This is a genomic window from Limisphaerales bacterium, from assembly GCA_014382585.1.
Taxonomy (GTDB): Bacteria; Verrucomicrobiota; Verrucomicrobiia; order Limisphaerales; family UBA1100; genus JACNJL01.
The window spans coordinates 31172-52887 of record JACNJL010000023.1; the positions used below are offsets into that span (position 1 = coordinate 31172).

Genomic DNA, 21716 nt, shown 5'->3' on the forward strand with positions numbered 1-21716 from the left:
TTACGTCTGCCAAGGGGCAGCGGTTTCGCCCTCCCAAATTTCTTTGGTCTTTTGCCGCTTTCGGACGAGGGCGGCCTTTTTACCTTTCACCAAAATTTCAGCGGGCAAGGGGCGGGTGTTGTAGGTGCCGGCCATGACAAACCCGTACGCGCCGGCGCTGAGGATGGCCACGAGATCGCCTTCGGCCACGCGCGGGATGGGGCGGTCTTTGCAAAAGGTGTCACCGGTTTCGCAAATGCCGCCGACCACATCGGTGTTCACAGGGCGTGCCTTGGATTGTTTCACGGGGATGATCTCGTGGTAGCTTTCGTAAAACGCGGGCCGCAACAAATCATTCATCGCGGCGTCCATAATGGCGAAATATTTTTTGCCCGTGCGCTTCACGTATTCCACGCGCGTGACAAGGATGCCAGCGTTGCCGGAAATGAATCGGCCTGGTTCAAGCAACACCTTCAGCCCCAGTGGCCGTAACAACGGCACGAGGGTGGCAGCATATTTTTCAGGGGTGAGAATGTCCTTTGCCTCCTTGCGGTTCCACCAGTCTGCTTTGCCACTCACGAGCGCGTCCTCGTACATGATACCGAGGCCGCCGCCGATGCTAATGAATTCGATGCCGTATTTGGCTTTTAGCTTCGCGGCAAGCGGGGCGATTTTGCGCACGGCGTCGGCGAAGGGTTTTACTTGGGTGAGCTGCGAGCCGATATGCATTTGCACGCCGCGCAGGCGGATATGTTTGAGCTTGGCGGCGCGCGCGTAGAGCGCGGGAATTTTTTCAATGGCGATGCCAAATTTATTGTCGTAGGTGCCGGTGGTGATTTTTTTGTGGGTTTTGGCATCCACATTCGGATTCACGCGGATGGCGATGGGGGCGGTTTTCTTGAGCTTGCCGGCGATGCGATTGATGCGTTCGAGTTCGGCCTCGCTTTCGACATTGAAACAGTAAATGCCTTTGCGCAGTGCGAAGGTGATTTCTTGAGCGGTTTTGCCGACCCCGGCGAACACACATTTGTTGGGCCTGCCGCCCGCGGCAATGGCGCGTTGGATTTCGCCGCCGCTGACGGTGTCGAACCCGCTTCCCAAATCGGCGAGTGTGCGGAGGACGCCGCGGTTGGAATTGGATTTCATCGCGAAACAAATCAGGTGATCGAGAGGCGCGAGCGCGTTGCTGAGTTTGGTGAAATGGTCAGCGAGCGTTTTGGAGGAGTAAATGTAAAGCGGCGTGCCGTATTGTTTGGCGAGCGCGCCGATGGAAACGCCCTCGCAATGGAGCCGTCCGTTGACGTAGCGAAAATCGTGCATGTGCGAGGTTATGCCAAAGTGGCAGGCAAAGGGAAAGACGAAAGGGAAGGAGGAGATCGAAAATTTGGGCGGTTATTTTTGGCCGCCGGCTTTGAGGAGTTGCTCGCGTTGTTCGTAGTAGGATTGCGCGTCAATGTTCCCGTCCACATATTGGTCGAGCAACGCGCTGAGCTTGGTTTCCATTTCGCGATGGGAAAGGGTTTGTTGTTTGAGCTCTCTGGATTGTTGCTCCTGCATGACGCTTTCTAGCGCCAGTTGTTTTTTGAAATCACGCAGCGCCTTAAGCTGTGCTATTTCTTGGGGCGTGTCGGTCGGTTCGGGCGTGCGCTTGGCGATGACGTTGGGTCCGCCTTTGGGGTAATTCATTGCAGTGGCGTTAGGCAAAACCGGGAGTCCTTCCAGTTCCTTTACGCGGATGCCGCCGTGTTGTTGTGCCTCGGCCATGGCTTTGCGAAGGGCGTCCTCATCATAATTGGGATTGGCCTCGCGCATTGAGGCCTCGGCTTCCATTAGTGCAAGTTGCTCCGCCTGTTGTCGATCGCGCAGCACGGCCACCATTGCTTTGACCTCAGCTAGCGCGCGGGTTTTGGCCTGTGCAATGAGGGTGCGGCTGAAGCTGCCGTGGGCAACGACTTTGGCCAGTGCGATTTTTTTGGCGTCGTAAATTTCCTGTATCTGCGCGTAGGTAATGTTGGGGATCCATCGCGCGCGTTTTACGTGTTCGATGGCATTGGCGCGTTGGCGGGTGGTTTGCCGACGGTGCTTGGCCCATTCGGCATTAGTGAATTCGCGAAGGCGGTGGGGCTGGGGCGTGGCGCGATCGGTGGAGGATAGTTCCGGACCATGGGTTGAGCCCATGGCGGGCACCAAATCGAGATTTGGCCGTTTGGGAAATCCCAATTGTGGGCTGCCACCGCCCGCGCCATCGGCACCGATTTGCATCGGGGAAATCACCATCCAGCCACACAGAAATATCGTAATCAATAATCGCGAATGCATACCCACCTCCTCAACAATTTTTGTATGGAATTAGGTGCTTGAAATCAAGCGGAAATTATTCAGATCGTGAACAGCCGGTTCCACGGGCCGCGGAAGGGTACGCGCCAAATGGTGCGCCAAAGGATGCCGCGCACGGTGCGACGGGAAATTTTCAGACGTGGCTCGGGCTGCAGCGGGTTGGCGGCGGCCAATTTGTTAAGCGTGGCTGCGCCCATCAGAACGGGCCACGCGCAGGCGAGGCGCAGGCGATAGTGCGCGTGCGGGATGGCGAGCGTGTAGCGCCCGCCCGCGGTCAAATGATCGCGGGCTTTTGTTAGCCACGGCTTGAAGACGGGCTGGAGCTTGGGCCAGTTTGCGGGGTCGCGCAAATCTTCGGGCTGCAAGCCGGCCATCGCGAGGTCCACGGCGGGCAAATAGCATCGGCCGTTGGCAAGGTCGCGCGGGAGGTCGCGCAGGATGTTGACGAGCTGAAGGCCTTTGCCGAATCGGATGGCGTCGGCCACGAAGGGGGTGTCGTCGAGTTGAGCACCCGGGAAACAATGGGTGCGTGTGAGGCGCGTCCAAAATTCGCCTACGCAGCCCGCCACGCGGTAGGTGTAGTCATCGAGGTCATCGGCAGTTTGCAGGGCGGTGAGGGTGCTGCCATCGCCAACGTCACCGAAGCGTTCGAGGTCCTGTTCCTGCCCGCGTGTGATGGTTTCAAGCACGAGCTGCACTTGGCCGCGATCGGCGGGCGTGAGTTGATCGAGCCATTCCAATGCCTCGGCACTGCGTAGCAGTAATGCGCGTTCGGAAGGGTTTTGTTGTTCGCTGGCGAGATCCGAAAAATCCACGGGCGGCGCGGCTTCATCGCGGATGCGTGCGCGAAATTGGCGGAGTGTGTGCAGGCGCTCTTCGGCGGGCACGAGGTCGGTATCGGCAATCGTGTCGGTGGTGCGGGCGAGGAGATAGGCGAGGCCAATCTGGGGACGCACGGCGGCGGGCAGCACGCGTAGGGTGAGGTAAAAGGCGCGCGACACATCGCGCAGGATGGGCCCGAGCAATTCTTCGGCATCGTCGGTGGCCGCCATAATGAATCAGTGGCGCAGGAACTTGTGCCAATAGGCCAGCCGACTTTTCAATTCGGCGATGCCCGGCGAGCCCGGTACGGTGCGGCGCGCCATGGCCGCTTTGAGGTCGAATACTTTCAGCGCTTCTCGGGTGAGTTTTTTGTCGGCTTGTTTCAGCTCGGCGGGCGTTAGCTTGTCCAGTCGTTTACCTTTGGCTTCGGCAATGGCGACCAGTTTTCCGACCACGTGATGCGCTTTGCGGAAGGCGGTTCCGTTGAGCACCAGCCAGTCTACCAAATCGGTGGCGAGCAGATTGGGGTCGTCCACCGCGGCGGCGCAGGCGTTGGCGTTTACGGCGGTGTCGCGCAGCATTGATGCGAGAATACGTACGGTGCTGCGTACGGTGTCGGTGGTGTCGAATAGGCGTTCCTTGTCCTCCTGCAAATCGCTATTATAGGTGAGCGGCAAGCCTTTGAGGGTGACGAGCAGTGAAACGAGATTGCCGACCACGCGGCCGGTTTTGCCGCGGGTCAATTCGCAGATATCCGGATTTTTCTTTTGCGGCATCAGCGAGGAGCCGGTGGTGTAGGCATCGCCGATTTCGATGAATCCAAACTCCGCGCTGCTCCACAAAACCAAATCCTCGCACAGGCGCGATTGATGAATGGCGAGCAACGCTGCCACGCTGCAGAATTCCACCACATAATCTCGGTCGGCTACGGCGTCCATCGAATTGTGAGTGATCATCGGCTTGTCGTGTGCGTCCACAAAGCCTAGTGCGTGCGCGACGAACTCGCGATCCAGCGGTAGCGTGGTTCCCGCCAGCGCGCCGCTGCCGAGCGGGCACACATTTACGCGCACGAGGCAATCGAGGAGCCGCTCGTAATCGCGCTCCAGCATTTCCACGTAAGCGAGCAAATGATGGGCGAGATAGACCGGCTGCGCGCGCTGCAAATGCGTGTAGCCGGGGATGAGCGCCTTGAGATTATTTTCGCCAAGCTCGATGAGCGCCAGTTGCAGGTCGTGGATTTCATTGGCGAGTTCGCAGATTTCCTCGCGCAACCACATCCGGGAATCCAGCGCGACTTGGTCATTGCGCGACCGTCCGGTGTGCAGTTTGGCGCCGGCGGGCACGCGCGCAGTGAGCGCGGCCTCGATGTTCATATGCACGTCCTCCAGCTCCGTGCGCCATTCGAATTGGCCTTCGGCAATCTCTGCGCCGATCGCTTCGAGGCCATCGACGATGGCGGTGCATTCTTTCTTTTTCAACAACCCCACGTGATGCAGCATTTGGGCGTGAGCGATGGAGCCGGCGATGTCGTGATGCGCAAGGCGGGTGTCGAACTTCACCGAATTGGTAAACGCATTTGCTTCAGCAGCAGGCCCGCTGGCAAACCGTCCGCTGCGCGCGGTAACTTTGCTGGATTTTTTCTTCGCCATAGAACGCGGGTAGCCTGCCGCGAATGAAGGCAAAAGTCACGTCGCGAAATCCAGGGGAGGGGTATTTTGAATGGTTCTGCACACTTACAACTCTGCGGCGTGGGCTTGCAGCAGTTTGACGAGTGCTTGACCGACGGGCGGGAGTTGGCCGCGCCAGAGGCAGCCGATAGTGACGGCGGGAAAATCTTTGAGCGGCAGCAGTTTGACGCCTTTGTTTTTGCGTTCGCCGGGGAGGGCCACGGAGATGCCGATGCCGAAGCCGTTGGCAACGTAGGTGCTGATGAGGTCGGTGGAGTTGAGTTCCATCCCGATGGGCCAATCGATTTTGCGCGCGGCGAGTTGGGCTTGGAACGTGCGGCTGATGCCTTCGTTTTGCGGCAGGCTGATGAGCGTTTGCGCGATGCGATCTTGCCCGAGAATTTCGGCGGCGGATTTCACGCGAATCGTCGTGGGCACCACCAGCACCAACGGCAGCTCGAGCAGTTTTTCAGCTTTGAGTTCGGTAGGCGGTTTGGAGCCAAGCACGGTGACGCCGAGGTCCACATCGTTGGCGAGCAGCCACTGCTCGATTTCCGGCTGGATGCCCACTCGTAACGCCGGATGCAATCCGGGGAATTCTTTGCGTGCGGCGTTTAGCAAATCCGGCAGGTGCTCACGGAAGACCACACCGGATGCGCCGATGCGGATGGTTTGGGCCACGCCGCCACGGATTTTTTCGCCCACCGAATCGAGGTTCTCAAAAAAGGGCCGGACGAAATCGTAAAGCTCCACGCCGGCGGGCGTCAGCTCGAAGGGGCGGCGCTGGAAGAGCGTGGCGCCGAGGTCGTTTTCCAATTGAATGACTTGCGCGCTGACGGCCGGTTGCTGGATGCCGTACGGGATATTGCGCACTGCACCGGCAATGCCCTCGTGCTTGGCGACGTAGTGAAATAATTCGAGGTGATGGATATTCATAGTCGGGTGTGGAAGGATGCGGTTGGGGTGGGGTTAAGTTAACGTGATGTGGTGTGCGCGGGGCGTGCCGTTTTCAAATTCCACAATCGCCACGCTGGCGGGCGCGCCCCCGCGCGGGGTGGCCGGCGAGCCGGGGTTGAGATACAGCACTCCGTCGAGCAACTCATTGCACGGCATATGCGTATGGCCAAAGACGACGACATTCGGCTGCTCCTCCGCCAACAACGCGCGCACCCTTTGCGAAGGCACGGGGAAATCAACAATGTGATGGATGAGAAATGTGTTGTCGCCAAACTCAATGAGGCGCGTCTCTGGCAGGTCGATGGTAAAATCGGTATTGCCCCGCACGGCGCTCACCGGCGCGATGGCTTCCAACTCGGTGATGATATCCACCGGCCCCACATCGCCCGCGTGCAAAATGTGATCCACCCCCGCCAGCGCGTCGTGCACGGCGGCGGGCACAGTGCCGTGCGTATCGGAAATGATGCCAAGCTTCACGGCGGAAGTGTGAAGGGGGAATGTGAAATGACCAAGTTCCAATGACCAAATCCCAAGGAATGACCAATGACCAAATCCCAATGGTCTTGGTGATTGGAGATTTTTGGAGATTGAGAATTGGTCATTCCTTGGGTATTGGGTAGCTTAATTTCTGATACGGAAGTTTTTTTTCAAAACAGAGCGCATTGAATTGATGCGTCGGGTTGGATTGTTCGTCTTTGTCAAGCCTGTTCGGGGTTCTGTTAAAAAAGTGGAAAAAACCTTTACTTACAAGGATTAATTTGGAAAATCTCCTGATGAGCCCATATTATCGTTTCATTATTCTCTCACTCCTAACCGTCAGTTCTTGGTGTGCTAAAGCCCAATATGATGATGATCCCATAAACGAGGATCCATTACTCAACCCTTATGTTGCTGAATACGTATTCTCTCAATATATTAGCTTAGGAGGGAGTCCGTACGATCAATTTGATGAATCCATCTTTTCACAACTGGTTTCAAACATCACATTCGATGAGTTTTCCCAGTGGCAGAAAATTATTCATCCGAATGACTATCTGGATATAATGAGGCAAATGGTGCTAATACCAGAATTTTCACATTGGAATGACTTGCAGGTGGATGACTTTTACAACAACATGATGTTTTATTGGGATCTAATCGAACCAATGGATGACAATCAGGATGAAATAAGTTACAATCCATCTAATTCGGATGAATTGATCTGGTTGCCGGTCAAGGTTCAAGTTAAAGAAGGCGAGAATGTTGATGAGGGAAACTTTAATGAATCTGATAAAAAATTTCGCTATTGGATGGATCACGCGTATGTATGGATTGTAGGTGAAACCTCTGATGAAGGTGTTAAGGTTGTCGCAAAAGCGTATACGCTAGGGTTTTTTACTCTCTGGACAATGAATATGGTTGAATCATCTGCATCAACATACTTCACTTGTGATGAACACGGTAATATTTATGGCGAAAGCGATGAGGGCGCACGTTCCAGAGACGGGAGAAACTCTGACGCAAAGATTGTTGTGGAGACTGAAGGGAAAACAGCAAAAGTTGCCTACGCTGCTGTAGCTAGTTGGAAAGGGTCGATCCAGACAGAAGGGGGAGCTTTGGGCTTAAAAGTAAAAATTTCCGGAAGTGAACTTTCAATCAAGCGCGCTAAAACAGGAACTTGGGAATGCAGGAGATTCGCCAAAGACTAAAATGAAATCCAACCTTTTTCAAAATAGAATATGAGCCCTAACATTGAAAGTGAGTTGGGAGCGCCACCTACGTTCTTTTTTTTATTTCAACTTTTATGGATTCTTTCAATTTTAATTTTACTGGGCATTCATTTGGTCTTACTCAAAAAATGCCGTCCTTATCTGAAGGAAGGAAGCGAAACCAGGGCTTTGATTTTATGGGCGCTGTTAGTTTTGATCCCCATTTTAGGACCTGTGCTTTTTCTTCAAGTGATCCACACTAGGAAGCAGTCTGAATAATTCGAATAGGCTGAAAGTTAACAAACGACTTCTGAATTCTTCGTGAAACAAACCCGCGCTTGCCGATGGTGAATGCGTGACATTACGATTTTTAACGTGAACGATTTATTTGAAATTTTACACGAGGACGACGATTTGCTGGTCATCAACAAACAGGCGGGGCTCGTGTGTCATCCCACCAAGGGCGATGAGCGCTCGAGCTTGGCGGGGCGGTTGCGGCTGTATCGCGGCGCGGAGCAGTCGGTGCATCTCATCAATCGGCTGGATCGCGAAACCAGCGGCGTGGTGTGCGTGGGTAAAACCGATGAGGCGGCGCGCGAGTTGCGCAAATTGTGGGAAAGCCATGAGGTGGAGAAACATTACTGGGCGATCGTCCACGGACATGTTTTGGAAAGCGAAGGCATCATCAACGCCCCGCTGGGCGCGGATGATGCCAGCGAAGTGGTGCTGAAAGATTGCGTGCGCGATGACGGGCATCCCTCGCAAACGAAATTTTGGACGCAATGGAAGTTTGAGCGCGATGATGGAAAATTCACGTGGCTGCGCGTGGCACCCGTCACCGGCCGGAAACACCAGATCCGCATCCACCTCCAACACCTCGGCTACCCAATCGTGGGCGACAAACTTTATGGGCTCGATGAATCGTGGTATTTGAAATTCGTGAGAGATGAGTTGACCGATGCCGATCGGCAACAGCTCATCCTAAAAAACCAAGCCCTCCACGCCCATACATTGAGATTCAACTGGCGCGCCCGCGATTGGGAATTCATTGCCGAACCGGCGGATGAATTTGTGGACTTCATCGAAACGGTGAGCGAAGCGGAGGAAGACACCTGTTTTGACTGACCTTTGGCGCGGAGTTGACTTTTATTCACAGGGTGTTAGCCTCTTCGTTCCGATGGCCCGTTCGTCTATCGGCTAGGACACAGCCCTCTCAAGGCTGAGAGAGGGGTTCGATTCCCCTACGGGCTACCATTTGGGAACAGGGAGTTGCGGAAAAGGAACAGGCATGGCGCAGAAATATTTCCAGATCATTTTTAACCCCACCAGTGCGGCGGAGCTGGCGGGGATGCCGAAGGATTTGCAGTTGCAGATTCTGGGCGAGTTTCGCGGGCTGCCGGAGGAAGTGCGGGCCAGCGGTTTTTATGGCCGACTGGAGCACGGAGTGAAAAGTTTACACCGTTATCGTGTGGGAAATTATCGGGTGTATTTTGAATGCCACGAACTAGGCGTGGTTGTGCACCGGATTTTTTCGCGCAACACGTTGAAGGATTTTTTCTTCCGCAACGTGAACATGACGCAGGACGAAGACGATGCGTTGGCGGAGAATCCGAATTTTTGGGAAATGATCGATGAAGCTGCTTCCGCTTCGCGCGAGGAGGCCTAGTCTTTTTCCTCGCCTAATTCGACGTTCCAGTAGGCGACGTCGATGAAGTGCTTCCAGCTATCGTGCGTTTTCACGCCAAAACTCACCTGAATGAATGGCCGCCATTTTGGCTTTCTCGGTTTAGTAATCAAATTCAAACCGGCTTCGCGCGGGGTGCGGTTGCTCTTACGGGTGTTGCACGGAATGCACGAGCACACGATGTTTTCCCACGTGGTAGGCCCGCCGCGATCGCGCGGGATGACGTGGTCGAGATTCAAATCACGCCGATCGAACCTGTCTCCGCAGTATTGGCAGGTGTTTTTATCACGTTCAAAAATATTGTGCCGCGTAAACTTCACTTCCTGCCGGGGAAACCGGTCGTACGCCAGCAGCAAAATGACGCGCGGAATGCGCAACTGAAAGGACACCGCCGCGATGGAGTCCGCGTGCGGTTCGGCCTCGGAAAAATCCTGCCACTCGCCAAAGCTGAAAGTTTGGAAACCGTTGGCGTCGTCATTGTAAACTACCTGCGCGTGTCCGGTGAAGAGTAGCCCCACGGCGCGGCGCACGGAGCAGACATTCACCGCCTGCCAAAGGCGGTTCAGCACGAGCACGGGCTGGTTCAGTGGCACACTCACAAAAGCCGAGGCTAACAATTCGCAGCGGCGAATGTCAACCGATGCCCCCGAAGAGAAATGGAAAAGCTTGCTTTGCAGGATTGAATCTGGCACGCTGTCGGTGATGAGGGGGTGGGGACTCAGTTTCATTTTGGGGATTATTCTGTCGGTAACGGCATGGGCCGGAGGGTTGCCGAATGACGAATATCACCATGCCCATTCTCTTTATTCCGAAGGGCTGGTTTTGGTGCGGACCGGGGCAAAGGAAAAAGCACTGAGCAGCTTTGTTGATGCACGCCGAAAACTCGAAGAGGTTTCCCGTCAACACGCCACGTGGAATCCCGTAGTAGTGAAGAGCTTGCTCGGGAAAATTGATGAACAAATCGTTCCGCTCGCGCGCGTCCTCGGTATCACGCCGGCGCAAATTATCGGCAACGCTCCCCCAAAAGCTCCGTCCCAACCGCCGCCGGTGCAGAATTGGGAAATCCGGTACGCAAAATTACAGGAAGAAAAACGACTGACCGATCAAAATTTCGCCAAGCTCCATGAAGCTAATTTAATTGCCCAACGCAAATGGGCGGACGCCGAGAAATCGGCAGACTTTGCCAAAAAACAATTGCGTGAAGCGCTCGCCGCCCGGCCCAAATCGGCTGACCCCAAACTCTATGCCAAGGTGCAGGGCGAAAATCACAAGCTCCAAAGTGAAAAAGACAAGCTCGATGCGGACTTGAAATACTTGCGCACCCAAGCCTTGCGCAGCGAGAAATTATACATCGAAGCATTGGGGGTGAATCATCGGCTAAAGGAAGAGATCGCGCGTTTGCGCGCACGGCATACGCCGGATGCATCCTCGTCAGATGACCGCGCCGAGTTGCTCAAGCGCATCCAGCAATTAGAATTGGACAATGAACGCATGCGCGAATTACTGACTCACCCTGCGCGCAAACCGGTACGACGGGACGACTGACCATGCGCATCACCGGCGGTCAATGGGCAGGCCGCATACTCACCGTTCCACCCGGCCACGGCGTGCGACCCACGCCGGATAAAGTTCGCCAAGCCATCTTCAACAGCCTCGGCCCGTGGATTGAGGGCGCGACCGTGCTTGAACTGTTTGCTGGCAGTGGGGCGCTGAGTCTCGAATGCCTCAGCCGTGGAGCGGCGTCCGCCGTAGCCGTGGAGAAAAGTTTCAAACACGCCAATTTTATTCGGCGCAACGCGAAGGCGCTGGAAACCAAAGTGGAGGTTCGCGTGCAATGCGCTTTGCAGGCGGCGAAGCAACTGGCCGAGGCAAACCGCACGTTTGATTTCATTTGTGCTGATCCGCCCTACGGTGACAAGACCGCGCCCGGCAAACGCTCCGAAAGTTGGGCACAAAAACTTTTGGATGAACCGGTTTTGGAAAAAATTTTAAAAATCGAAGGCCGCTTGCTCGTGGGCCACACCAAACGTGATGCCCTGGAACTCACCTCGCCGTGGCACGAACACAAAACTCTGAAGCACGGCGACACGTGGATTAGGTTATTAAAACGTGCCGCCGTGTAAAGGTTGGGCGTGCTCCCCGAGCGCGCCAAGGCGGTTTCGGAGAAACCGCCCTACCGCAACCGCGACAGCGCCGCCACGGTCGCGATCATCGGGTACAGTTTTTCAAAATACCAAAGCTTCGCAAAATAAAATCCGATGGGCGAGGGCTCGGTCCATTCGCCGTTTTCAACTTTCTCAACAAGCCAGAGCGCGCCGCGATCGCGGGCGGTTTCCAGCTTTGCTTGCGCGTCGATGTCATTTTCCGTCACGCCCGCCAAGGCTTCCAGCGCAAGGGCGGTTTCCTCAATGGAGGGCTCGCCGCCTTTGAAGCCCCCCCATGCGCCGTCGGTGCGTTGCATTTCCAACAGTGCGTTTTTGGCGCGCGTCACGCGCAGGGCGCCGCCGGGGAGGGTTTGTTGGGCGGGTTCGTTTAATGCGAGCAGCACTTTGGCAGTGCCGTAGGTCCAGTTGATTTCGTCGGGTGCGTGTTGGTTTCCAAACCACAACGGCGTCCATCCGTCCAATCCAGCGCCTTCGCTTTGGGCGAGGAAACGGGCGGCGCGGGCGAAGGCATTGTCGATGCGGGGTTGCAACTCGGGCATTTGGTCGCGCCACGCGAGCCACGCGCGCATTGTGTGCGCGGTGAGATCAGGACTGGAGCGGTCGAATGGCAGGTTGGTCCAGCCACGGCAAAAAGTCGGAATACCGCCGTCGCGGTTTTGCAAATCGAGCAGCCATGTGCAGCCGAGCTGCGCAGCTTGCCCGGTGGCGTCTGAATCGTCGTCGAGTTGTTTGAGCGCGAGCAATGCGCCGGGGGTGTCGTCGGCATCGGGCACGCCACCGGGGAGAGGCGTCCACGCCCAACCGCCCGGCGCGGCGAGGGTGTACGGATGCATCTGGCAATATTGCTGGGCGAGGAGCCATTCGCGAATGGGCGCGCGCGCTTCAGCAGGCAAGTCATCGCCGAGGGCGTTGACCGCCAGCGTGGTCACCCACGTGGCAAGGTTTGTGTCAATCGGCCAACTGCCGTCGGCGCGGACGGAGTCCAGAATAAAGGCAACGCCTTTTTTCGCAACGGGATGATTGGCGAGTCCGCTGCCCGCGAGGCTCATGGTCACAAAGCTGGTGAGCGGCGTGGCCTCGAGGAAACCGCCGTTGGTGGGCTGGACGCGCTCCAAAACTTTCAGCGTTTTGTTGCGTGTGACGTTGCGGAGGATTCGCGTGATGGGGTTGCGCGTGGGCCGATGGTGATGCCGGCATTGGCCGATGGCGATGAGTGCGGGCAGCGCGTAGCTGACCACCGGCAGGCGCAGCGCGGCAAACCACGTCTGTGGCAGGGCGGCCAATTCGAAGGGGAGCGGCAGCACGTCCGCCCAATCCACTTTGCCTGCGAGCGCGCAGTGGGTGAGGATGGGCACGGAAAAAGTGCGATCCTTCCCGTACCGGGCGATGATGGCGGGTGCGAGCTTTTCGGGCGCAGTGCCTCCGGCGACCTTTGTCAGCCAAGCATCAGCGGCGGCAATGGTGTCCGCAAATTTCTCCGGCGCACGATGGAACGCAGCCCAGCAAAGGGTGGTGGTGGAGATGTTGCTTTTGCTTTTGGGGGTATCGCCCCAACCGCCGTCGGGATTGGCATTGGCGGCGAGCCAATTCAAACCGCCCTCTATATAAGTGGTGTGGTCCGAGTCAGTACAATTTTGAACCTGCTGCAGGGCGACCACTGCGGTGGCGGTGGATAAGGCGCTGCTGGAGAGTTCGCCGTTCCAATGGCCCGCGGCGTTGCGCTCGGCGAGGAGGGCTTGGCGGGCGGTTGCCAACGCCGATTCGAGTCTGGCGAGGTCGAGGCTCACTGGGTTTTGGTAGGGCGGTTTCTCCGAAACCGCCTTGGCGCGCTCGGAGAGCACGCCCTACCTTGGGGGTTGGCGACAGAGTTTATCACTTGTCGTCAGTGGGGCGATTGCGTTTTTCCTGAAAGAAAGTTTGAAGGAGGCTGCGGCAATCCGGCTCCATCACGCTGGGGGTGATTTCGCAAGCGTGGTTGAGCGTGGGGAATTGGAGCAGATTCATCGCGCCACCAGCCGCGCCGCCATTGGGATCGGGCACGCCAAAAACAACGCGCGCCACGCGGCAGTGTACCAGCGCGCCGGCGCACATCGGGCAGGGTTCTTTCGTTACATAGAGAGTGCAATCGGTGAGGCGCCAATCACCCACGGCAGCTTCGGCGGCGGTGAGGGCGATCATCTCGGCGTGGGCGGTGGCGTCTTTGAGGAGTTCGACTTGGTTCCACGCGCGGGCGATGACGGCGCCCTCGCGAACGACCACTGCGCCCACGGGCACTTCGTCGGCCTCGTAGGCTTTCACCGCCTGGCGAATGGCGTCTTGCATGAAATGTTCGTCCATTAGGTGTTGAGGGTGGACTGCAGGAGCGTCCAGCGGTCGGGTTGGTTTTCGGTGCATTGGCAGTGGGCGACGAAGAAGGCGTTGCGGTGTTGCCAAAAGAGCGGCCAGATTTGTTCGCGGTCGGTACCGGGGAGCGGAAGCGATTCGAGAGCTTCGCGGGTGGCGAAATGGAACACGCCTTCTTCGTGTTCGGGCGGTAGCGTGGTGAGGCGCGGGTTGATTTCAAAAAGGAACATCAACCAATGGGCGTTGCCTTGGTAGCCGTGTTCGCTGATGAGGCCGGTGAGATGGAGATCGGCGGGGGCCAGTTGCAAGCCGGTTTCTTCGCGTGCTTCGCGGATAGCGCAGGCGTGCGGGCTTTCGCCGGTGTCAGTTTTCAGTTTACCGCCGGGCGGGCTGTAGCAGCCGCGATTGGGCTCGTGGTTGCGTTGGATCAGCAGCACCCGGCCATCCTCGTGGAAGGCGTACAACAGCGTGGCAATGCGATATGGCAACGACGACATACGGCAGTGAAGCAACGGGGAGGCAGGTTTCCGAGACTTTTCTGGAGGTTTGGGTTTCATTTGCCGTCTTGGGCGAGATGTGTGGAGCCCCGTGAATAACTTGTTCTTTTCCGCTGCGCGTGCGGCTGGCATATCCGCGCGACATACGGAATACAGCTCAGGTGAAACCTCTTTATGACTGATCCAGTAAAACGCCCGGCAGGCAAAGCAGCTTGCGCTCGCGGATAGTTTCAATTCCAAAATACCCCCTTTCCCTTCTCAATGAAAAACGAGAAACTTCAAACCCTCGCAAAAATTTTTGGCGTCGTCGTATGTCTATACCTGTTTCTAATCGGGATAGGCGGCATGGGCGCGGCGTTCAAAGGGGAATTCAAAGATACGGCGGCCAAACTGCTTGAAGCGACGCAGTCACCGATTGTGGGGCTCTTCATCGGGATTTTGGCCACCACCATTGTGCAAAGTTCTTCCACTACCACCAGCCTCATTGTGGGCCTTGTGGCGGCGGGCGCGGTGGATGTGGGCGGCGCAATTTTTATGGTAATGGGTGCGAACGTGGGCACCACGGTGACTGCCAAAATTGTGTCACTCGGGCACATCGCGCAGCGCGCGGAATTTCGGCGGGCCTTTGCGGCATCGTCGGTGCACGACACATTTAATTTGATCACGGTAGCCGTGATGTTGCCCTTGGAATATAGCTTTGGTTTTCTCGAAAAAGGCGCGCATTTTTTGGGGGAGCATTTCTTAAAATTCACCGGCGTGACGAAGCCGGAAAATTATCTCAAGAAAGTCACCAAACCGGTCATCGAATGGATGGGCGAAATGCTCAACAGCGAATTGTGGCTGCTGATTGTTTCGGTATTAATCACCTTTTTCATGCTCTTCGCCATCGTGAAGCTGTTGCAAAGCCTTGTACTCAAAAAGTTGGAGGCATTTTTTGATGCTTATTTATTCCGCAATGCCGCCATCGCGTTTACGGCGGGCCTGTGCCTCACGGTGCTGGTGCAGAGCAGCTCCATCACCACCAGCCTCATCGTCCCGCTGGCGGGCGCGGGTGTGTTGCGCTTGCCGCAGATTTTTCCGTTCACCATCGGCGCCAATATCGGCACCACCATTACCGGTTTGCTCGCCGCCTTGGCCGCGGCCAGCGCGGTGACGGTGCTGCCTGGCGAACCTCTTCCGCCCAAAGTGGTGGCCGGCGCCACCGTGGCGTTTGCGCATTTGCTTTTTAATCTGGCCGGGGCAGTGATTTTCCTGCCCTTCGCGCCCATCCGCGCCCTGCCGGTGAAGTTTGCCGAATGGCTGGCGGAGCTGTGCCTGCGCAACCGCGTGATCCCGGTTGTCTTTATTGTGCTCGTGTTTTATCTCATCCCGCTGGTGGTCACGTGGTCCACCATTGCCGAAGCGTTCAAGAAATAGTAAGGTATACCCATGTGGAAGGAAATCATCAGCGTCTTTAAGAAAGACAACCTCTATCAACAGGCCTTTGACGAGGCATGCGAGATGCTCGAGACGGACGGCAAAATGTACGCCGCTTCGGTGGAATCGCTGCGCAAATCGGACACCGCCGACATCGAGCTGGATATTTACGGGCTCGACAAAGAGGTCAACCGTTCCGAGCGCGACGTGCGCAAAAAGGTGATGAAGCACCTGATGCTTTCGGGCGACACACAGCTCAACTCCGGCCTCGCGCTGGTGAGTGTGGTGATCGATATCGAGCGCATTGGCGATTACACCAAGAATATTTATGACCTCGCCCGCAGCCACCCCAAGCGACTGAAGGCCGGCAGCCTCGAGGATAAATTGTGCGAAGTGGAAACGCACATTGCACAGGTGTTCGAGCGTGCCTCCGAGGCCTTCAAGAAAGGCGACGAGGATTTGGCTCGGCAGGTGATGGAAGAATACAAAGAGGAAATCTCCGACGATTGCGACGATATGGCCGATGACATCATCACCGGCAAAGTGAGCGACCTCGAAGCACCCGAGGCCGCCGCCGTAGTGCTTTACGCCCGCTTCCTCAAACGCATTGGCAGCCATTCCCGCAACATCGTCACCAGCATCGTCAATCCATTTCACCGGATTGGATACAATGAAAAAATCAAAAAGTGATCGTAAACCCGATTACCTGAGCCCGTTGCGATAGGCCTTCACCTGTTTACAAAAACGTCACAAAACCGCCATTTTCCCGGCACACTTCTGCGGCAAACTAACCCCGCATTGAGAGCCAAACAAATCACCAAAATGAAATTGAAAACCAAATTAACCAAGACGTTTACTGTGGCCGTTATTATCGGGGTGGCGCTGACGGAAACTGCCGGGGCACAATCTTCCGAAAGCCTTCTGAAAAAGCTCGTAGAAAAAGGCATCCTCACCGAGGCAGAGGCCGGCGAACTCCGTGACGAAGCAAATGCCGAAAATGCAGGCAAACCCAAAAGTTGGGTGGACAGCATCACCTTCAAGGGCGATCTCCGTCTGCGTTACGAAATGAAGCATCAGGAATGGGCCGCCGGAAGCCAGTCGCGGCGCAATCGGTTTCGCTATCGCTTCCGCTACGGCGCCATTGCGGATTTGCAAAACGATATGAAGGTCGGCTTCCGCATTGCCAGCGGCAGCACAGACAATCCCATTTCCACGAACCAAACCCTTGACGACGCCGGCCACAACGACACGCTCGCTATTGACCAAGCCTACGCCCAATGGAGCCGCGACGGATTCACCGTGATGGGCGGCAAAATGCCCAACCATTCGAAAAATGGCTGGATGATCAGCAGCGGCCTCATCGACACCGATTATACCCCCGAAGGCGCCGAGTTGCATTACGACCTCACCGCGGGCGGAATGCCGCTGGGACTGCACGGCGGTTGGCATTCCATTTATGAATCATCCCACGGCGATGACGGGATGTTGATCGGCCAGATCACCGGCGAGCATAAGTTCTCCAACCACACCGAGCTCAAGTTCGGCCTTGGCAGTTATTGGCTTTTTAATGCTGATCAAATCAAGGCGGACACCGTTGGATCTTCTGGTGTTGCGCACAAAGATTCTGCAGGTAACTCAGAGACCAGCGGCAACAATGTCGCATCCAACTTCAATCCCTATTTCATCGATGCCGCGCTGACGTACAAAGGCTGGGCGCGGCCGGTCAAATTTTCCGCCATGTATCTGAACAACCCCGCTGCAGCGGCAAGCGGCGAGGATACTGGTTATAGCTTTGGCGTGAAATACGGCAGCGCCAAGAAGGCAGGAGAATGGGAGATAGGCTACGAATGGCGCCATCTCGAACAGGACGCCGTCTGGCACGGGCTCACCGATTCGGACTTCGGCGCCTTCGGGGCGCGCAACGTCTCCGGCAGCAACGGCAACAAATATTACAATGGCACCAATGTGGAAGGCAGCCTCATCAAAGGACGCTATCAGCTCTACGACAATGTGAAGCTTGGCTTTGGCTGGGGTATCACCGACGCCATCAAAAACGACGTCAGCGGCACCAACAAAACCACACATCGATTTTCCTTCGACGTGATCTTTTCGTTCTAACGCCCAACGCAGTATAGTGCGCCATTGGTGCGGATAAACAATTGCCCCCCCGCGATGGCCACGCTGGCGCGGGTGAGGTCATCCCCCTTTTCGCCGAGCATTGTCCGGTGCAGGATTTCTCCTTTTTTTGCGTCCACCACGAAGGCTTCGCCGGCGTGGTTTTGCAAGTAGATTTTCCCGTTCGCTGCCGTGGGTGAGGTGCGGATTTTGGCACGGCTATCGAGGTTGGTTTGCCACTCGGCCTTGCCGTTGGCGGGGTTTACGCAGGAGAGAATTTTGTCGCGCCCTTCGCCATAAATGATGAAAAATTTCCCCTCATAAAACAGAGGCGAGCAAACGTCGGTGGTCACACCATCCGTGCGCCCAGCGCTTTTCCACGCCAACTGGCCTTCGCCTTTGGCACCGGCTTTGACGGCGCATACGGGGCCGCCTTTGGGCGCGCAGGCGAGGATCACGCCACCGCCCGCGGCGGGCGAGGGCACCAGGCGCCAGTGTCCGATGCGCGAGGGATTCCACGTGCCCCAGCGCCAGAGTTCCTCGCCGGTTTTGGGGTTGTGCCCCGTGAGGCAGTCGCCACCGACGATGACCAATTCTTTGCGGCCATTGTGCGTGAACGGCATTGGCGTGCTGAAGGCTTCGAGGCTTTCGGCTTTGGCGTTGGAGGGGCGGTTGTGTTTCCAGAGTTGCTTGCCGGTTTTCGGATTAAGCGCGAGCAAATAGCTCTCGTTGCCATTGGCTTTGCCGTGCCCGCGCACGCCGGTGTCGCGCTGGAGGATTTGCAGATAAAGAATGCCGCCGTGTAACAATGGGCTGGTGCTGAATGTCCACTGAAAAGCAAAGCCGTTTTCTTCGCCTTGGATTTTTTTGGCCCATAGTTTTTTGCCTTCCAAATCAAACGTGGCGAGGTCGCCATTGCCGTAAAAGAAGGTCACCACTTCGCCATCGGTGACGGGCGAGGGCGAGGCGTAGTTGCTGCGGTCATCGAGTTGGTACCCCGTGCCCACGACGCGTCGCCAGATTTCCTTGCCCGTGCGGCGGTCGAAACATAGTGCCAGCAGCTCCTTCGCCTTCGGATTGGTGGATGACACAAACACGCGGTCGCCCGATATAATTGGCGTGGCTGCACTGGGCCCGGGCATAGTCACTTTCCAGGCGATATTTTCGGTTTTAGAAAATTTCACCGGGAGACCGGCCGCGTCAGTGGCGCCATTATGATTGGGGCCACGCCAGTTAGGCCAGTCGTTTGCGTAGCCATTCAGGGCAAGGACGGCGAGAAGGAAGGTGGTTTTTTTGATCATAGTTTGTTCGGTTAAAAATTGGACGGAGGGCTTGAGTTATTGCTTCACCACCCAATTGGAAAATTGGGTGTATGCCTGTTGCGCGGCGGCGCGCCAGCGTTTTTCCTGTTCCTTGGAAACTTGAGGCGGGAAGGATTCCATTGCGGGCTGTTCGCTGGGGGCGATGTGGAAACGGTAGTTGAGTTTTTGCACGTCGCCTTGTTTCATTTTCTTTTTGAAGAAGAACCCGAATCGACCGTAGTTGCGCCAGGAAAGTTCTTCGACCGGTTGATTGGGCGCGTTGAATTGCGTGGCGCTATACCAATTGTTGCCAAGCTTGAATTGTAGGCGATTCCATTGCCAATCGTTGCTGAGCACTTTGCCGTTGCCGGCTGTTTTGCCTTTCGGTTCCCAGAGGTAGCTGGTGAACTTCGTGCCTTTCGCGGCTACCTCAGCATGGGCGCGGAAGTGGCAACCGGCGTGCTGCAAATCGCCCCCGAGGGTGAGATCGCGCGCGGCGGTTAGCTCGGTGTGGAAATCAATTTCCGTTCGACCGTCGGCATTTTGTGAAATAGCGAGCGAGCGCGTCTCGGAAAGCAGCAGCACATCTTCTTTGCCCACCTTGCCGGTGCGCCATTCAATGTCGGCTACGATGATGACGCCGTCGTCGGTAGCCTTGGCGCTTGAGATTTTTTTCACGCGCATAATTTCGCCCTTGTGAATGTGCCACAAATCGTATGTGCCCTCGCCAGCGAGAACCCGCCAGCCAATGTAAATGCCGCGATGATGCGGATATTTGCCGGTATCTTTGCCATCGGGCCCCACGCCGGGGTTGGTGAGCAGCTCGCCTTTCGTGCCGTACACGTGCAGGAAGGGTTTTTTCTGGCCCTCGCCAAAAACAAAATGTGCGATCGGTTTACCCCCCTTGGCAACGGCCAACCCTTGGCCGGGCGCGTTGGGGTTGGCGGCGGGTTCGACGGTCCATTTCGCGGCATTCGCGCTGAACGCGAGCAATAGGGATAGAGTGAAGATTTGTTTCATAAGATGGTGCGGGCTGATGATGCCTGTACGGGGCTGTGGGTCAAGCTTGTCATTGAATCTCCAAGGCCCAATTTCCAATTCCCAAGGAATGTTCCAAATCCCAAAAACCAATTTGGGTTTTGGGTTTCTTGGTCATTGGAACTTGAGCCTTCCTTGCTCTTGGTGTTCACTCGGCGTTCACTTTTTCGATTATGGCCGGACACAGTAAATGGGCGAATATTAAGCACACCAAGGCGCGCATGGATGCCAAGCGCAGTAAGGTGTTTGCGAAAATTGCGCGGGAGATTACGATTGCCGCGAAGCTGCACGGTGGCGATGCGGCAATGAATCCGCGCTTGCGGTTGGCGTTATTGAAGGCGCGCGGGGCGAATATGCCGGCAGACAATATCCAGCGCGCCATCAATCGTGGCACGGGCGATGGCGAGTCGGCGAGTTTTGTGGATCTCACCTATGAGATTTATGGCCCGCACGGTGCGGCGATTCTCTGTGAGGTTTCCACGGACAACCGCAACCGAACAGCGGCGGACATTCGCGCCATTCTCACGCGCAATGATGGCAAGCTGGCCACGGCGGGATCGGTGAGCCGGTTGTTTCATCGCAAAGGGCAAATTATGATTGCGCGTGCCAATGCGGAGGAGGAGGTGCTGATGGAATTGGCGCTGGAAGCGGGCGCGGAGGATTTTAAGGTGGAGGAGGAGGGCTACGAAATTCTTACTGCGCCAAATGATTTTGAGGCGGTGCATAAGGCGGTGGAAACGGCAGACATCGCGATGGAGTCAGCGGAAATTACGGCGTTGCCGGAAATGAGCGCGCCGATTTCAAGTGAAGCGGATTTGGGAAAAGTGGATCGCCTTGTGGATTTGCTGGAAGACCACGACGACGTGCAGGAAGTTTATTCCAACGCAGAGTTGGAGGGTTAAGCCACCATCCGCTCGATCGCCTCGGGCAGGCGCGCTTGGGAGCGGCTAATGAGTTGCTCGCGGTCGGTTTGGGTGAGCTTCAATTTTGCGGCCGCGGTGGCCACCACGGCTTCGAGGGCGCTTTGCGCGTAATCGGCCAAGCCTTGCCTCGGGGCAATTGAGAACACCGCCATCGTGAGGCCAAACACCAGAGGATGATTGGCCGGCGCGCGGCCTTCGCGGGCGGCGTCGAGGAAGCGTTGCACCACGCGTTCATCACGCAGCGGTTGCAGGCGTTTGAGGTGGTCGGTGCCAAAGCGTTGGCTGGCGGGCGCGAGTTGGAGCCACTCGGGGTGTGTGCCCGCGAGGGATTCATCGAGCGCGATGAGTTCCAGCGCTTCACCGCGGGCGGCGTGCCGATGAGCGGCGGCGACGGCGGGCAATTCCACCGGTTCGAGCAGCGTTACGCGGTAGCGCTCGAGCAGCACGGAAAGCTCCAACACCGTGCCCACGCGGGCGGTGCCGAGCGCGCGCGAAATGCTATCCACGCACAATACCCCCTCCAGCGCATCGAGCTGCGCGGCGTAGGGATGCAGCCCGCCCGCGGGCAGCGCGTCGATGTCCAATCCATTTTGCACCCCCGCATTTTGCCGAAAAACAGGGCAATTGTAAATAAAACGGCGCGCGGGATTGGAGTTGATTCATCGTTTTTGCGCTGATACCGTTGGCCACCGCAAAGCGTCCCGTTCGATTGGGACAAGAGATGATGCAAACAAGGTGTAGTCAATAACCAGCTCCGGCTGCTTTGCTTTTGAGTAACCCAAAG

General features: G+C 56.5%; 23 protein-coding genes and 1 tRNA gene. 11 read left to right on the top strand and 13 right to left on the bottom strand.

The annotated features are described in order from the left end of the window. The 6 genes from lysA to H8E27_02845 form a co-directional block, all read right to left on the bottom strand. Complete coding sequence (gene lysA, locus H8E27_02820) at nucleotides 1-1299, bottom strand: diaminopimelate decarboxylase (GenBank protein MBC8324544.1); 1299 nt, start codon at nucleotides 1297-1299, stop codon at nucleotides 1-3. Nucleotides 1300-1371: 72 nt separating this feature from the next. Then, the gene (locus tag H8E27_02825; GenBank protein MBC8324545.1) at nucleotides 1372-2283 is read right to left on the bottom strand and encodes a hypothetical protein; all 912 of its coding nucleotides are present in this window, start codon (nucleotides 2281-2283) and stop codon (nucleotides 1372-1374) included. Between the two features lie 74 nt (nucleotides 2284-2357). Beyond that, complete coding sequence (locus H8E27_02830; protein ID MBC8324546.1) at nucleotides 2358-3368, bottom strand: squalene/phytoene synthase family protein; 1011 nt, start codon at nucleotides 3366-3368, stop codon at nucleotides 2358-2360. A gap of 6 nt (nucleotides 3369-3374) precedes the next feature. Further along, nucleotides 3375-4787: an argininosuccinate lyase gene (gene argH, locus H8E27_02835; GenBank protein ID MBC8324547.1), complete on the bottom strand. Its 1413-nt coding sequence runs from the start codon at nucleotides 4785-4787 to the stop codon at nucleotides 3375-3377. A gap of 84 nt (nucleotides 4788-4871) precedes the next feature. Then, nucleotides 4872-5741, bottom strand: coding sequence for a LysR family transcriptional regulator (locus H8E27_02840; GenBank protein ID MBC8324548.1), 870 nt, complete (start codon nucleotides 5739-5741; stop codon nucleotides 4872-4874). Nucleotides 5742-5774: 33 nt separating this feature from the next. Beyond that, nucleotides 5775-6239, bottom strand: coding sequence for a metallophosphoesterase family protein (locus H8E27_02845; protein MBC8324549.1), 465 nt, complete (start codon nucleotides 6237-6239; stop codon nucleotides 5775-5777). A gap of 296 nt (nucleotides 6240-6535) precedes the next feature. Here H8E27_02845 and H8E27_02850 point away from each other — a divergent pair, with 296 nt between their 5' ends. The 5 genes from H8E27_02850 to H8E27_02870 all read left to right on the top strand — a co-directional run bounded on the left by H8E27_02850 (nucleotide 6536) and on the right by H8E27_02870 (nucleotide 9116). After that, nucleotides 6536-7450 carry a hypothetical protein gene (locus tag H8E27_02850; protein MBC8324550.1) on the top strand — a complete coding sequence of 305 codons (915 nt, stop codon included), beginning with the start codon at nucleotides 6536-6538 and terminating at the stop codon, nucleotides 7448-7450. Nucleotides 7451-7480: 30 nt separating this feature from the next. Further along, complete coding sequence (locus H8E27_02855; protein MBC8324551.1) at nucleotides 7481-7729, top strand: hypothetical protein; 249 nt, start codon at nucleotides 7481-7483, stop codon at nucleotides 7727-7729. Nucleotides 7730-7801: 72 nt separating this feature from the next. Next, nucleotides 7802-8575, top strand: coding sequence for an RluA family pseudouridine synthase (locus H8E27_02860; GenBank protein MBC8324552.1), 774 nt, complete (start codon nucleotides 7802-7804; stop codon nucleotides 8573-8575). A 54-nt stretch (nucleotides 8576-8629) separates the two neighbouring features. Continuing rightward, nucleotides 8630-8704, top strand: a tRNA-Glu gene (locus H8E27_02865). Nucleotides 8705-8738: 34 nt separating this feature from the next. Continuing rightward, nucleotides 8739-9116: a hypothetical protein gene (locus H8E27_02870; GenBank protein ID MBC8324553.1), complete on the top strand. Its 378-nt coding sequence runs from the start codon at nucleotides 8739-8741 to the stop codon at nucleotides 9114-9116. Here H8E27_02870 and H8E27_02875 read toward each other — a convergent pair. Beyond that, nucleotides 9113-9733, bottom strand: coding sequence for an HNH endonuclease (locus H8E27_02875; GenBank protein MBC8324554.1), 621 nt, complete (start codon nucleotides 9731-9733; stop codon nucleotides 9113-9115). The genes H8E27_02870 and H8E27_02875 overlap by 4 nt on opposite strands. Before the next feature lie 130 nt (nucleotides 9734-9863). Here H8E27_02875 and H8E27_02880 point away from each other — a divergent pair, with 130 nt between their 5' ends. Then, on the top strand, nucleotides 9864-10679 hold the full coding sequence (locus H8E27_02880) for a hypothetical protein (GenBank protein MBC8324555.1): 816 nt from the start codon (nucleotides 9864-9866) through the stop codon (nucleotides 10677-10679). Nucleotides 10680-10681: 2 nt separating this feature from the next. Next, entirely contained in the window at nucleotides 10682-11257 is a 576-nt protein-coding gene (gene rsmD, locus H8E27_02885; protein ID MBC8324556.1) for a 16S rRNA (guanine(966)-N(2))-methyltransferase RsmD, read from the top strand. A gap of 50 nt (nucleotides 11258-11307) precedes the next feature. Here the strand turns inward: rsmD and H8E27_02890 are convergent, their stop codons facing one another. The 3 genes from H8E27_02890 to H8E27_02900 form a co-directional block, all read right to left on the bottom strand. Further along, nucleotides 11308-13086, bottom strand: a complete 1779-nt coding sequence (locus H8E27_02890; protein MBC8324557.1) for a squalene--hopene cyclase — start codon at nucleotides 13084-13086, stop codon at nucleotides 11308-11310. 85 nt (nucleotides 13087-13171) lie between these two features. Beyond that, nucleotides 13172-13636, bottom strand: coding sequence for a nucleoside deaminase (locus H8E27_02895; GenBank protein ID MBC8324558.1), 465 nt, complete (start codon nucleotides 13634-13636; stop codon nucleotides 13172-13174). Further along, nucleotides 13636-14139, bottom strand: coding sequence for an NUDIX domain-containing protein (locus tag H8E27_02900; protein ID MBC8324559.1), 504 nt, complete (start codon nucleotides 14137-14139; stop codon nucleotides 13636-13638). The genes H8E27_02895 and H8E27_02900 overlap by 1 nt, the downstream gene beginning before the upstream one ends. A 261-nt stretch (nucleotides 14140-14400) precedes the next feature. On the opposite strand from H8E27_02900, the gene H8E27_02905 reads away from it, so the two are divergent. The 3 genes from H8E27_02905 (at nucleotide 14401) to H8E27_02915 (ending at nucleotide 17673) form a co-directional block, all read left to right on the top strand. After that, nucleotides 14401-15555, top strand: coding sequence for a Na/Pi symporter (locus H8E27_02905; GenBank protein MBC8324560.1), 1155 nt, complete (start codon nucleotides 14401-14403; stop codon nucleotides 15553-15555). A gap of 12 nt (nucleotides 15556-15567) precedes the next feature. Beyond that, nucleotides 15568-16245: a hypothetical protein gene (locus tag H8E27_02910; protein MBC8324561.1), complete on the top strand. Its 678-nt coding sequence runs from the start codon at nucleotides 15568-15570 to the stop codon at nucleotides 16243-16245. Between the two features lie 132 nt (nucleotides 16246-16377). Beyond that, the gene (locus H8E27_02915; protein ID MBC8324562.1) at nucleotides 16378-17673 is read left to right on the top strand and encodes a putative porin; all 1296 of its coding nucleotides are present in this window, start codon (nucleotides 16378-16380) and stop codon (nucleotides 17671-17673) included. On the opposite strand, the gene H8E27_02920 is transcribed toward H8E27_02915, so the two are convergent. Together H8E27_02920 and H8E27_02925 are read right to left on the bottom strand one after the other, a co-directional pair. Next, nucleotides 17670-18971 carry a PQQ-binding-like beta-propeller repeat protein gene (locus tag H8E27_02920; protein ID MBC8324563.1) on the bottom strand — a complete coding sequence of 434 codons (1302 nt, stop codon included), beginning with the start codon at nucleotides 18969-18971 and terminating at the stop codon, nucleotides 17670-17672. The genes H8E27_02915 and H8E27_02920 overlap by 4 nt on opposite strands. 36 nt (nucleotides 18972-19007) lie before the next feature. After that, nucleotides 19008-19991: a PmoA family protein gene (locus H8E27_02925; protein MBC8324564.1), complete on the bottom strand. Its 984-nt coding sequence runs from the start codon at nucleotides 19989-19991 to the stop codon at nucleotides 19008-19010. 191 nt (nucleotides 19992-20182) lie between these two features. On the opposite strand from H8E27_02925, the gene H8E27_02930 reads away from it, so the two are divergent. Next, nucleotides 20183-20911, top strand: coding sequence for a YebC/PmpR family DNA-binding transcriptional regulator (locus H8E27_02930; protein ID MBC8324565.1), 729 nt, complete (start codon nucleotides 20183-20185; stop codon nucleotides 20909-20911). Here H8E27_02930 and H8E27_02935 read toward each other — a convergent pair. After that, complete coding sequence (locus H8E27_02935) at nucleotides 20908-21528, bottom strand: hypothetical protein (protein ID MBC8324566.1); 621 nt, start codon at nucleotides 21526-21528, stop codon at nucleotides 20908-20910. The two genes, H8E27_02930 and H8E27_02935, sit on opposite strands and share 4 nt — an antisense overlap. Nucleotides 21529-21716: the final 188 nt, after the last annotated feature.